We start from the raw sequence: 15,140 nt of genomic DNA, 5'->3' as shown, positions 1-15,140 counted from the left end.
CCTCTTTTACTAAACAAAGCTGTATTGATTAATGACCGAATCACTTTGGTTTCCTCCCTTATTTTAAGGGAGGGCTGAGGTGAGGGTTTTAGTACAGTCATGATGCCGTAATCGCAGAAACTATTTCTACATTTCAAATTAACTTTAAAAAATCATATAGTGATAGAACATTTAATACATACGTTACAGTCATTAAAGATTGGACTTAAGGTTATAGATGGAAGTCTTAAGATTAACGCTCCTAAGGGAGCTCTAACTACTGAGGTCGTTAATAAAATCAAAGCACATAAGAGTGAACTGATTACATTACTTTCTTTTACAGAGTCTATTCCTAAAGCAGAAGAGAAAGGCTATTATGCACTTACCTCTTCTCAGAAGCGTTTATGGACATTGAGTCAATTTGAGACAGGTAATACAGCATATAATATATTTGATGCGTTTGAATATAAAGGAGAGATAGATATTGATGCATTATCATTAGCTTATACTAAATTAATAGAAAGACATGAGAGTTTACGCACCATCTTTAAAGAAGATAATCAAGGAGCATTAGGACAGTATATAGTACCTGTAAAAGAATATACGGGAGTATTGCAATTTGTAGATTTAAGTAATGAAACAGATAAAGTTTTCGGCGACTATTTTGATGTTATTCAAGGACATGTTTTTGATCTAGAGAAAGGGCCATTATTTATTGGAGAAGTTGTAAAGGTTACTAATGAGAAATATATCTTGATGTTTAATATGCATCATATTATAGGAGATGGGTGGTCTATGGAGGTGTTGAACAAAGAATTTATGATTCTATATAATGGATTCTCTACAGGACAGGAAATGGAGTTGCCAGAATTACCTATACAATACAAAGATTATTCAGAGTGGCAAAACAGCGATGCTAGACTAGCAATTTTAGAAAAGTCTAAAACATTTTGGTTAGAAACATTTACTGGGGAATTACCAGTTTTGGAATTACCATCTAGTAAGATGCGACCAAAACTAAAGACGTATAATGGTTCAGGAATAGATTATTCATTTTCTAAAGAATTTACATCACAGCTTAATGGATATGCTCAGCAAAACGGAGTGACATTGTTTATGGTCTTGATGGCCAGTATAAATGGATTGCTTTCAAGATATACCAATACAAGAGATATTATCTTAGGAACACCGGTAGCTGGTAGAGAACATAGTGATTTAGAAAACCAAATAGGTTTATATCTAAACACACTTGCTATTAGAACAGCATTTGAAGAAGACGTTAGTTTTGAAGAGCTATTAACGATTCAGAAGGATACCTTGCTAAAAGCATATTCTCATCAAGACTACCCTTTTGATAAGTTAATAGAAGAATTAAAATTAAATAGAGACATAAGTAGATCGGCTCTTTTTGACGTAATCGTTGTGTTTCAAAATCAGCAAGAGTTATTAATATCGGAAGATTTGACTTTACATGGAGTAGAAGTATCTCCGTACGAGGATATAGATAAGTCATTCAGTAAGTTTGATATTAGCTTTTGTTTTAAAGAAGTAAAAGGACAGTTAGACCTCCATATAGAATATAACACAGATGTTTATGAGTTAAGTTTTATAGAGCGTTTATGTACACATTTTGATAATTTTTTAACGAAAGCTATCCAAAACCCAGATCAAAAAATAACTAGAATTGATTATTTAACTGTAGCAGAAAAGTCTCAATTACTAATTGATTTTAATACAACAAGCAATGATTATCCAAATTCAACCATCGTAGATTTATTTGTCTCACAAGTTGAAAAAACACCAGATGCAGTTGCTATTGTATTTGGAGAGGTAACGCTTACCTATAAAGAATTAGATATAATGTCTAATCAATTAGCACATTACTTATTGTCTAATTATGATCTTAAAACAGAAGATTTAATTGCAGTTAAATTGGATCGTAGTGAATTGTTAGTTGTGTCTTTATTAGCTGTGTTAAAGACAGGATGTGCTTATGTTCCAATAGATCCTAATTACCCTAAACAACGTATTAAATATATAGAAGATGATAGCGACTGCGTGCTTGCGATTAATGACAAATTATTAACAGATTTTCAAGATACCAAAGGTCTGTTACAATCTATACCTGCAGTAGCTATTATGCCTTCTAATTTAGCATATGTAATTTACACCTCTGGTTCTACAGGAAAACCAAAAGGAGTGATGATTGAACATAAGAGTGTTTTAAATTTATGTTTTTGGCATATTGACAACTATGAATTAGATACCTCTAGTAGAGGGAGTTTATATGCTGGTATTGGATTTGATGCTTCTGTATGGGAGATTTATCCTTATTTAGTATCAGGAGGCGCATTATATCCAATTTCTGATTCAGAGATTAGATATGACGTTCATTTTCTTACGAAGTTTTTAAATGATAATGAGATCACTCATGCGTATTTACCTACTAAGATTTGTGAAGAACTGTCACTACAAAAGATGGAATTAAGAAATACTAAGATATTAACAGGCGGGGAAGTTCTTACATTATCAGAAGAGACTCATGCTTTGAAAATCTATAATAATTATGGACCATCTGAAAATACAGTAGTTGCCACAAGTTTTGATCTCAGTGATCGTAGTGATAATAGTATTCCTATTGGGAGACCAATCGCTAACACAGAGATTTACATTTTGTCAGAAGGTTTAGCATTACAGCCAATAAGAATTGAAGGAGAGTTATGTATTTCTGGTTCAGGTCTGTCTAGAGGTTACCTAAATCGTTCAGAATTGACTGCGGAGAAGTTTATTACTCATCCATTTAAGACAGATGAGCGTATGTACAAGACAGGAGATTTGGCGAGATGGTCACCTGATGGTAACATTGAGTTTGTAGGACGTAAAGATAATCAAGTAAAGATTCGTGGATATCGAATAGAGTTAGGAGAGATCGAACATGTTATTTCATGTCAGTCAGAAATAGAACAAGTAGTAGTAGTAGCAAAAATAATAGCTAATAATACCATATTAGTAGCCTATATAGTAGCCCACAAAGAAATAAATAAACAAGATTTACGATCGATTATTTCCCAGGAATTACCAGACTATATGGTTCCTGATTATTATGTAAGATTAGATTCAATTCCATTAACATCAAATGGTAAGATTGATAACAGTTTATTACCAGAAATAGGTAGAGAAGATTGTATTCAAGAGGCTTTAGTCTCACCAACTAACAAGTTAGAAGAAAAACTGGTCGTAATCTGGAAGGAAGTTTTTGGAGTTGATAAAATAAGTATCAAAGATGATATTTTCTCTTTGGGAGGACATAGTTTAATAGTAACGAAACTAATTAATGAGTATAAGAAAGTTTTTGAAGTAAAGCTCAATTTAAAAGATGTTTATGAACAGACAACTTTAGAATCTCATGCACGTTTAATAGCTAAATCAACAAAATTAAAACTCAAGGAGATTGAACCTCTAAAAGATAAAGATTATTATGATTTATCTCCTACGCAACTTCGTTTTTGGTTGCTTTATAAAGTAAAAGGGAGATCAATAGAATTCAATATTCATAATAGAGTTGAGTGGACTCCAGAAGTTAACATCAAAATTTTTCAGCAATCGCTTAACGAATTGATAGCGCGACATGAAATGTTAAGAACCATCTTTTTAGAAAAAGATGGTATTCCAAAACAAAAGGTATTAAAACCAACTCCAGTACAATGTCCAGTATATAGGTTAGATGAGATAGAGCAAGCAAGGGAGGATATTTTTGATAAGGAGTTTAATTTTGAAGTGTTCCCGTTATTTAAAATAGCGTTACTCGAAACCAAAAACGGGTATGATATATTATATAATCAACATCACATTATTAGTGATGGCTGGTCTATGGGGATTATTTTTAGAGATTTAATGACAATTTATAATTCAAAAATTGATGGAAAAGAACCAGAAATTCCAAAATTAGATATTCAATATAAAGAATTTGCACATTGGCAAAATCAAATTATAACGAATGAATCTTTAAGAAAACAAGAAGACTATTGGACTACTAAACTATCAGGAAATGTACCATACCTACAATTACCAGCAGATTACGATAGAACTGGTAAAAATAATAACACTGTTTCTGGCTATCACACCACTTTTTTAAGTGAAGAGCTTAAAAATAAAATTGATGCTGTTGCGAGAGAAAATAAGGTTAGTATATTTTCATTATTTGTTGCATCCGTAAATATATTTTTAAACAGGTTAACATCCGAGAATGATATTACCGTTGGGATTCCGGTAGCAAATAGAAATCACTATCAATTGAAGAATATAGTAGGCTGTTTCTTAAATACGCTAATGCTTAGAAATCAGTTACAAAAAGAAAAGTCTTTTAAAGATTTTTTAAACACTACGCACGAAACATTGATGGATGGATTGGTCAATCAAGATTATCCTTTTGAACACCTATTAGAAAAGTTGGGCTTTCAAAGCCTTCAAAGTAATTTTCCGATTAGTCCAATATTTTTAAACATGTTAGATTTTGATTTAAAATCTGATAATGATATTAAGGATTTTAGTTCGATTCAAGGAGAGTTTAACACTCCTCCTAAATTTGAAATAGAGTTTTATTTTAAGAGTTATGCTAATAGTTATTGTATAAATTGTGTATATGATAAGGGGTTGTTTACCGAGGCGAGTATTCAATATTGGATAGAAGAATATGTATCAATTATAAATCAAGCGGTTGATAATACAAGTCAATCCATAGAGAATATAAACGTATTCAAAAAGTTTTTATATGAAGTGAAAGATCCGGTGCCGACTAATGATTTTCAATTCTATGAAGATCAGGAAGTATCTCAAAGCATTGTAAGTCGTTTTGAGAAACAAGTTTGTAAAACACCAGAAGCGGTAGCAATTCGTATGGGAAACACATCAGTGACCTATCGAGCTCTTAATAACAATGCTAATAGAGTAGCCAATGAAATTATACATAATGTAACTAAGGATTGTCGTAGGGTTGCTTTGTTAATAGATAAAAAAGATATTGCTGTATTAACAATGTTAGCAACTCTTAAAACGGGTAATACCTATGTACCTATAGATGCTAATTACCCATTGAATAGAATAAAGTATATGTTAGAAGATTCTAATGTGGATTTAATTTTATGTACTCCGGATACTCAACAATTGGCAAATGATCTATGTTCTTCATTACCAGATATGAAAATTATGACAGTCTCATCAGAAGAAGAGATTGATGATATTCCTAATTTGAATATTAAAATTGAACCATTAGCAGAAGCATATATATTATATACTTCAGGTTCTACTGGCAAGCCTAAAGGAGTGATTCAGAACCACAGGAATGTTTTACATTTTATTAGGGTATATACCAATAACATTCATATCTCAGAAAAAGATATTATAAGTTTATTACCTACCTATAGTTTTGATGCGTCTGTAAAGGATATTTATGGAGCATTACTAAATGGAGCAAAAATTTCTATCTATAACCTTCATGAATACGATGCATTAGCGAATTTGTCTAATTGGTTAGTGTCAGAAAAGATAACAATACTTCACATGGTACCAACAGTGTATCGATATTTTCTAAAAGGTGTAAGTGATGATACTGTTTTTGAAGATGTTCGTATCATAGATATGGGCGGGGAAGCTTGTTATGCATTAGACTTTGAGTATTTTAAAAAGCACTTCAAAAAAGGAGCATTATTTGTAAATGATTATGGCCCTACAGAATCAACAATTACTTTGCAGAAATTTTTGTCTCACGATTCTATTTTAAACAGTAATAACATTCCTTTAGGTAAGCCGGTGCTAAATACAACGGTATATCTTTTAGACGAAAACGACAATGAATTAGGGGTGTATCAGGAGGGTGAAATAGTATATAAGAGCGATTATTTGTCTTTAGGATATCTTAACAAAGATGAGCAAACAAAAAAGGTATTTAAAGAAGATCCAATTACTTCAGATGGTAGAGTGTATTACTCAGGAGATATTGGGAGATTACTTCCCAACGGTGAAATTGAATTTTTACGGAGAAAAGATACTCAGGTGAAATTAAATGGATTACGCATCGAGCTTTCTGAAATCGAACGTAAACTAGAAAGTATAGATGCCGTTTCGGAAGCAGTAGTATTACTTAAAGAATTTAAAGAAAGCCAATATCTAACTGCATACATAAGAAAACGGACAGAAATAGATAAGACAGAAATTAGAAAGGTTTTAAAATCTGAATTACCTCAGTTTATGGTTCCAGGAGTATATAAGTTTATTGAAACCTTTCCATTAACTCCAACAGGGAAAATAGATAAGAAATCCCTTCCCGAAATAATACCTGAAAATTTTGTCAAAAAAGAATATGTAGCACCAAAAACCTATATAGAAAAGCGACTTGTAGAAATGTGGGAAGAGGTTCTAGATATTAAAAAAGTAGGTATTACTGATAATTTCTTTGAGTTAGGAGGTAATAGTCTAAAAGCAATGAATCTTATTTTTAAAATTAAAAAGGAGTTTAATGCTCAAGTTAATATCCAACAGGTTTTTGTAAATCCAACAATAACATTCTTAGCTATTAGTGTTGAAAACTGTATTTGGACTTCTCAAGAAAAGAAAGATTTAAAAAAGATAGTTATTTAAAAATGGTTTTGTTGGTACGAAAGTATGAATGAAATATGGATTTATAAGATTATTAAAATAATGATCTTTTAATAGTTCAGTCTAGCTTGCTAGAAAAAGGGTTTTACTTCTTTTACTAAACAAAGCTGTATTGATTAATTCTAATGACACACCAATAATATACGTTACACTTCAGAATAAAAAAGATACCATGGATAAAATTCAAAATATAATAAAAGACTTAAGATTAAAAGGAATTCTTCTAAGTTGTTCAGGGGAAAACTTAGAAATATCACAAGTAGATGATCTTGATATAGAAGAGAATGATATTAATTTAATACGACAATATAAGAAAGAGATTGTTGTGTATTTCCAAAGTTTTTTATCTCAAAAAAATGACCTTGAAATACCTAATACTCCCAAACAGGAGGATTACCCTCTTTCTTCTTCTCAAGAGCGATTATGGATTCTTAGTCAATTTCCAGAAAGTTCTGTAGCATATAATATGCCTTTTCAAACAGAGTTAAATGGGACGTATGATGTAGAGAGTTTTGAAAAAGCAATCCTAGCTGTAATAGATCGACATGAGATCTTACGCACTGTATTTATTACTGCAGATTCAGGAGAAGTAAGACAGCGTGTATTATCAAGTGATGCATTAAATTTTACGATGCAATTTATTGATTGTAGTACTAATAATAATACACCTGACTATATAGAAGCATATATTGAAAAAGATGCCTACAAGCAGTTTGATTTAGAAAATGGACCATTATTAAGAGTAAGTCTGTTGAAAGTGTCAGATACAAAATATGTATTATATGTCAATATGCACCACATCATTAGTGATGGTTGGTCTTTAAAGGTTTTAGCTAAAGATATCTTGACATATTATGAAGCATATACACAAAATATAGAAATTGAGATCCCTGCGTTAAAAATTCAATATAAGGATTATGCTTGCTGGCAGAAAGATCAGTCTGATAATGAAAAACAATTAGCTCAAGAAGAATATTGGGCTAAAAAGTTTAACGATGAGCCTAGTATTATTGACTTACCAACAAATAAGGTAAGACCAAGTATAATGACCCATAATGGAAGCTCATTAAAAGTTCATTTACCTACTAAAATAGTACGTCAATTTAAAAAACAATGTACAGAACAAGGAGCAAGTCTCTTCATGGGTATTTTGGCAAGTTGGAACATCTTATTTCATAAATACACATCTCATAAAGACATTATTATAGGCTCTCCAGTTGCAGGTAGAAGTCAAGCCAGTCTAGAAGATCAAATAGGATTTTACGTAAACACTATTTTGTTTAGAAATCAAATAGACCCAAATCAAAGCTTTGTTGATTTTTTGAATACTATAAGAGAGACAACACTTGAGGCATATACACATCAAGAGTATCCTTTTGATAAATTAATAAAGAAGTTAGAATTAGAGAATGATGCTAGTAGAAATAAGCTTTTTGATATCTTATTAAACTTTCAAGAAACAAATACAGAATCGTCAGTAGCAAATCAAGAAGAGAGAGAAGAAGTATCCATTATTGATAGCGGAATTTGTAAGTCAAAATTAGATTTAGAAATTAGTTTTCAGAATTCTGATAATGACCTTTCATTTAGCGTGATTTATAATACAGATGTATATGAAGAAGATAAAATTAGAAAGCTCTTATCTCATTATACAAACCTACTTGAGAAACTTCTAAGTAATGCAAATTCAGCAATAGGTGAAATAGATATATTATTAAAAGAAGAAAAGGCATTATTACATACGTTTAATAATACGCAAAAAGAGTATCCTAAAAATAAAACAATATTAGACCTTTATAAAGAGCAATTAGAAAATAATGGAGATGCTATAGCTGTTATTTTTGATGATGAAGAAATAACATTTAATGAGTTAGAGAGTCTATCTAATAAGATGGCTGTTTATCTTAAAAATGAATTTTCAATACAAAAGCAAGATCTAGTCGCTGTAAAATTACACCGTAGTGAGTGGATGCAAATAACAATATTAGCAATATTGAAATTAGGAGCAACCTATATTCCAATAGACCCAGATTATCCACAACAAAGGCTTGAATATATTCAAAATGATAGCGGGTATGCTACGTGTATTGATGAAGATACAATACGTATATGTATAGATAATTTATCATCTATACAGGAAGAGTTTTCGGCACCAGAAGTATTGCCAGAAGATATTGCTTATGTTATATATACATCTGGATCTACAGGAAATCCAAAAGGAGTTTTAAATAATCATGCAGGATTATTTAATCGTTTATTATGGATGAGAGACGATTTAGGAATTACAAATAAAGATAGACTTCTACAAAAGACTCCATATACTTTTGATGTTTCTGTTTGGGAGCTGATAATGCCTTTAATTACAGGAGCTACACTGGTTTTTGCAAAGCCAGAAGGTCATAAGGATCCTCTATATCTAGAAGAAATTATAGAAGAACATACAATTAGTATTATTCATTTTGTTCCATCTATGTTAGGTGCTTTTTTAATGCAAGTATCTATAGATAGTTGTAACTCTCTTAGACATTTAGTGTGTAGTGGAGAAGCATTGCCAGAACAGGTTGTTACAGATTTTAAAGAATTATTCTTGACGACAGAGATCCATAATTATTATGGACCAACAGAAGCTGCTATAGATGTAACTGCGATTAATCTTTCTGATAGTAAAAGAGTAAACACTTCTGTGTCTATTGGATATCCAGTCGCCAATACCTCCATCTATATTACCAATGAAGATTTAAAATTACAACCCATAGGAGTAATAGGAGAACTTATTATAGAAGGGATACAAGTAGCCCAAGGATATTTAAATAAACCAGAACTTACAAAAGCAAAGTTTTTAGAAAGCCCATTTGTAAAAGGAGAACGAATCTATAGAACAGGAGATCTCGCTAGATGGTTGCCAGATGGGAGTATAGAATTTATAGGTCGAGTAGATAACCAAATAAAAATTAGAGGAAATAGAATAGAGATTGGTGAAATAGAAAATAGTTTGCAACAATCTAAAGTTGTTCAACAAAGTATTGTTGTTGTAAAAAAAGATCAATTAGGCAATCAACGTTTAATAGCATACGTAGTTCCTAAAGAAGGTTATCGTACTGATATAGTAAATAAATATCTGAAAGACAATTTACCATCGTATATGGTTCCTTCATTAATTGTTGAACTATCTGAAATTCCTGTTACAGCTAATGGAAAGTTAAACAGAAAAGCACTTCCAGAACCAACTTTAAATGAGATCTCATCTCAACAATACGTGGCTCCTAGAAATCAAATTGAAGAAACGTTAGTAGATTTATGGATTGATGTATTAGGATATGAGAAGATAGGTATTGAAGATAGTTTCTTTCAATTAGGAGGAGACTCTATCGTAGCTATTAGACTTATAAGTAAGATCAATAAACACTTTAATGTTCGTCTAGGAGTTGATTTATTATATAAATATCAAAATATATCTGAATTATCGCAACAATTGATAAATGAGAAAGATAGTAATCAAGAAAAAGAGTTATACAATCAGGTTCAAGAAGAATTTAAAACCCTTAAAGAAGAGGTTTTTAATTCTATAAAAGATTCAGATGCTATTGCAGATGTCTATCCAATGAGTGATATTCAAAAAGGGATGGTCTTTTCTTCTATAATTAATCCTGGGAGTGCTGTATATCACGATCAATTTGTCTATCAAATACCAAAATTAGATAGAATGTCTTTTGAAAAGGCATTACAATTAATGGTAGAAAAGCATAGTATACTAAGAACCAGATTTGATATAGAAAATTATGAAGATCAAGTACAGATCATTTATAAAAAGTCTCTTGTAGAAATAGAATATCAAGACATTTCTCTTAAGACAGCATTAGAACAGGAAGCGCATATTACTGACTTTGTACAGAATGAACGTAAAAAGCCATTTGATCTAACAGTAGCACCATTATGGAGAGCAACGATTATAGATATTGAATCTACGCAAAGCGTTTTTGTATTTCAATTTCATCACGCCATACTAGATGGATGGAGTGTTGCTTCTTTTAATATAGAACTTTTTGATATTTACAATAAACTCATTGATAATGAGAAGTATAGCATACCAGCTCTTGCATACAGTTATAAAGAAGCAGTTGTTCAAGAAATTATAGAAAAGAGAAGAACCTCTAGCATACAATTTTGGAAAGATGAATTGTCTGATTATAAACGTTTAGATGTTTTTTCTAATACTAGAGCAACAGATCATTTCATGAAAAGATATGACGTCACTTTTTTAAATATGATTAAAGAGCGTGCTAGTCAAGATAATATTTCTTTAAAAACAGTGCTATTTGGATCATATTTGTATGCTTTAAAAATGCTTACCTACGAAGAAGATGTTGTAGTTGGATTAGTATCTAACAATAGACCCGTAGTTGAAGATGGAGATAAAATATTAGGGTGCTTTCTTAATACACTACCAGTTAGAATAAATTTTGAGAATTATAAGAAAGCAACTTGGCTAGAATATTTCAAAGGGATAGAAAGACAACAAATCCAATTAAAAGGTAAAGATAGAATGCCTCTATTTGAAATTTCAAAAATCTTACAGGAGAGAACAGATGAAAAGAATCCATTTTTTGATGTGCTTTTTAACTTTATAGATTTTCATATCTATGATGATTTTGGCGCAGATGTTAAAGAAAAAAATGATGAAGAATTTAAATTTCTTAAAAATCAATCTTACGAGTCTACTAACACCATGCTAGATTTAACATTGAGTGCTACTGGTGGAGCGTTAAATTTTGATTATAAGCTTTCGCGAAAGCTAACATCTGATATTTCTCTAGGACAATTACATGGATATTTTGATAGAATGCTTCATTGTTATTTACATAATCCTGAAAAAGAGATGAGTAATAATGATATTCTTTCATCAGAAGAAAAGAAAGAATTATTAGAAATATATAATCAAGAGAAAACAAAAGACTCTGAAAAAACAATAATAGATTTATTTAAGCAACAAGTTAAACACTCCTCTGATGAGATTGCACTAGTCGTAGAAAAAAGTACATATACGTACAAGGAATTAGACGTAATAAGTAACCAACTAGCACTATTTATACAAACATCGTATGGAATATCTAAGGGAGATTTAATAGGTATGATGCTAGCACGTAATGAGTGGTCTATTATTAGCATACTAGCAATTATTAAACTAGGCGCTATCTATGTACCTATTGATAAGAACTATCCAGAAGAAAGAAAGTTGTACATAAAAAATGATAGTCAGTATAAGATATGCTTAGATGAAAGAATCATTCAAGATTTTTTAAATAAAAAATCGAAATATTCTCAAGAGTTAGTAGATCAAAATATTCAAGCAGATGATTTATTATATGTTATATATACATCTGGAACTACAGGAGATCCTAAAGGTGTGATGGTATCAAATAGAAATTTGGTGGCATTTATTCCAAACTTAGATACCAAGTTACATCTAACGTCTTATAAGAGTATAGCAGCTACTGCAAGCTTTACGTTTGATATTTCTATTCTTGAAGTTTTAGGAGGATTATGTATGGGAAAAGAAGTACATCTTTTCTCAGATCAGGACATCAATGATCCGTTCAGGATTATGGAAAAGTTAAAAGAACAACAAATAGATATTGTACAATTAACTCCATCAAGACTTATTCAATTATATGATACTAAAATTTCTTTTCCAAGTAGTTTAAAAGTCATGTTAATTGGAGGAGAAGCATTAGATAATCATACATATAACAATTTGAAAAAAGAACATTTTCAGAGTATCAATGTCTATGGTCCTACAGAAACAACAATATGGTCCTCTAGGCAAATTTTAAAAGAAAACGATAATTTAGATATAGGTGTACCTATGGATCAAGTGCAGATGCATATACTTAATCCAAACCATGCTTTGCAACCCAAAGGAGTTATTGGAGAAATATGTATAGGAGGTGTTGGAGTGACTCAAGGATATCTTAATAAAGAGGAACTTACACAAGAAAGATTTATAGAGAACCCATTTGTCAAGAAGAGTATACTTTATAAAACAGGTGATTTAGGGAGATGGTTACCTAATGGCAGTTTTGCATTTTTAGGAAGAAAGGATGACCAAGTAAAGATTTTAGGATATAGAATAGAACTTGGTGAAGTAGAAAATGCTTTATTAAGACATCCAGATATACAGGTAGCCGTTATATTAGCCAAAGAAGTAAATACATCTGAAAAACTGTTAGTAGCATATTTGATATCTGATAAAAACTTAGAATCATCTGAATTGAGAAGTTTTTTAAAGGGAATACTACCAGCATATATGATTCCATCCTACTTTGTTACACTAGATGAGTTTCCAATAACACCTAATGGTAAAGTAGATAGGAAGGCTTTAAATAAGTTGGATGAAGGAAAATTATCAACAAAAGTTGCGTATGTAGCACCTACGGATGAACTACAAGAACAATTGGTAGCAATTTGGGAAAAAGTACTCCAAAAAGAAAAAATAGGGATACTAGATAACTTTTTTGATCTAGGAGGACATAGTCTATTAGCAGTAAAGATAGCTTCAGAAATTCAGCGAAAGCTTGATATCAAAGTAGAAATCACTAAGCTTTTCTTAGAACCTAATATCGCAGAGCTAGCTACAGAAATAGAAAATCAATCTTGGCAAGATACGAGTATTGTTGAGGAAGACGTAGCAGATAGAATTTTAATCTAGCGGTTCATTTTTATTTAAATAAATAGTTCACATAAAAACAATTCTTCTACACTGAATAGAATTCAGCTTTAACAATAACAGCATTAATTAATTTTTAAAACAGCTCACAGTCAGTAATTTATTTCAGGCTTGTGTAAAGTCTTAGTGCTTCCTAATTTTTAAAATAACGTATAATCACTTTAAAATAATTTTCCAATGAAAGACGAGAACGCAAACTATTATCTAAAACTAAATGTAGCAATAGAAGCTTTAATTGATAGATGGTATGCTTGGTCACATTTAGTGTCTCCTGCTACAGCAGCAATGAATATAAAAGAGCGACACCTTAAGATCATGCAATCCTATATTAAAAATCCTAAGACACATGCTGCTGCAGTTAAAAGACCAGAAATGATAGGAGGACCTTTTATAGATTATGAAGGAGGAAGAGTAGAAGAGATAAAGGAATTGTTTGAAAACACACTTTCTAAGAGAGAGAATATGTTAGAATTGTATAATGCAATACATGATTTGAATACTATGTTGCAAAAAAATGCAATAGGATATTCTTTAGATCCTTTATACAAGGAAGTGCCAGAAGTTTTGCAAGGTATGGTTGAGTTATACTATGATCTTAATAATAAACCAAATTTCAGGTTTTTTGAATCATTGTTGTATAAGAGTGAATTTTATGATGAGTCAACTCAATCTATATCATTACAACTAGTAGGCTCAGATGATGCACGATCATTTGTACTAAGTACACCAAGATTGAATGATGCTAATTTAATTCACTTAGATCTTGATTTTAAAAATAATTTGATTGATAAGTTATTTAGAATGAAAAGAGTTCCTGGTGATTACAAAGAAATCATGAAGGACTTAGGAGTTAGCCCAGAACAGGAAGAGCTTTTTAAGGAATTTTTTACAAAAGAAGCACCGGCAAAATATGAAAAGTACACAGGAGACGGCATCAGAACTCGATATTTTGGTCATGCTTGTGTATTGGTAGAAACAAGTGAGATCTCAATTTTAGTAGATCCAGTTATTAGTTACGATGGTTATGAAACAGATGTAAACAGATACACGATTAACGATTTACCAGAAGAGATAGATTATGTATTAATTACACATAATCACCAAGATCACGTACTTCTAGAGACACTATTACAATTAAGACATAGCATTAAAAACATAGTTGTTCCTTCTTCAGGAAAAGGAAATTTACAGGACCCTAACCTTAAACTAATGTTTAATGCAATAGGCTTTAATAATGTCATAGAATTGGATGACATGGAAACGATAGAGTTAGACAGATGTGTGATTACGGGTCTACCTTTTATAGGAGAGCATTCGGATATTGATATCAGATCAAAATTATGTTTTCACGTAGAGTTACATAATAAATTAAAAGTATTATTTGCAGCGGATTCTTGTAACGTAGAACCTAAAGTGTATGAAAGAATTCAAGCTATTGTAGGTAATATAGATGTACTTTTTTTAGGAATGGAATGCGAAGGAGCTCCCTTAAGTTGGTTATACGGTCCATTAATGTATGATAAGTTGCCGCGAGAGATGGATCAGTCACGCAGATTGGCAGGGAGTGATTTTAAACAAGGAGAGAGACTGGTCGATATATTTAGTCCTAAAAATGTATTCGTATATGCTATGGGATTAGAACCATGGTTGGTATTTATAAGTTCTTTAAAATATACAGATGAGTCAAAGCCTATTATTGAGTCCAACAAATTGGTGGAAGAGTGTATAAAAAGAGGAATAGATGCAGAACGATTATTCGGAGAGAAAACGATTGAATATTAAA

3 protein-coding genes are annotated in these 15,140 nt (G+C 31.2%); all 3 read left to right on the top strand.

Annotation, left to right across the window (positions count from 1 at the left end; genetic code table 11):
- The first annotated feature begins 159 nt into the window (after nt 1-159).
- The 3 genes from Q0505_RS06845 to Q0505_RS06835 all read left to right on the top strand — a co-directional run bounded on the left by Q0505_RS06845 (nt 160) and on the right by Q0505_RS06835 (nt 15,139).
- The gene (locus Q0505_RS06845) at nt 160-6,615 is read left to right on the top strand and encodes a non-ribosomal peptide synthetase (protein ID WP_299210507.1); all 6,456 of its coding nucleotides are present in this window, start codon (nt 160-162) and stop codon (nt 6,613-6,615) included.
- Nucleotides 6,616-6,805: 190 nt separating this feature from the next.
- The gene (locus Q0505_RS06840) at nt 6,806-13,339 is read left to right on the top strand and encodes a non-ribosomal peptide synthetase (protein ID WP_299210505.1); all 6,534 of its coding nucleotides are present in this window, start codon (nt 6,806-6,808) and stop codon (nt 13,337-13,339) included.
- A gap of 195 nt (nt 13,340-13,534) precedes the next feature.
- Nucleotides 13,535-15,139 carry an MBL fold metallo-hydrolase gene (locus Q0505_RS06835; protein WP_299210503.1) on the top strand — a complete coding sequence of 535 codons (1,605 nt, stop codon included), beginning with the start codon at nt 13,535-13,537 and terminating at the stop codon, nt 15,137-15,139.
- The last annotated feature ends 1 nt before the right edge of the window (nt 15,140 follow it).

This window comes from uncultured Dokdonia sp., assembly GCF_937910895.1.
GTDB lineage: Bacteria > Bacteroidota > Bacteroidia > Flavobacteriales > Flavobacteriaceae > Dokdonia.
This window is presented reverse-complemented; position numbering and strand designations above follow the sequence as displayed.

Coding starts and splice junctions, on each gene's coding strand:
- Q0505_RS06835 (WP_299210503.1), top strand. CDS start 13,535: ATGAAAGACGAGAACGCAAACTATTATCTAAAACTAAATGTAGCAATA.
- Q0505_RS06840 (WP_299210505.1), top strand. CDS start 6,806: ATGGATAAAATTCAAAATATAATAAAAGACTTAAGATTAAAAGGAATT.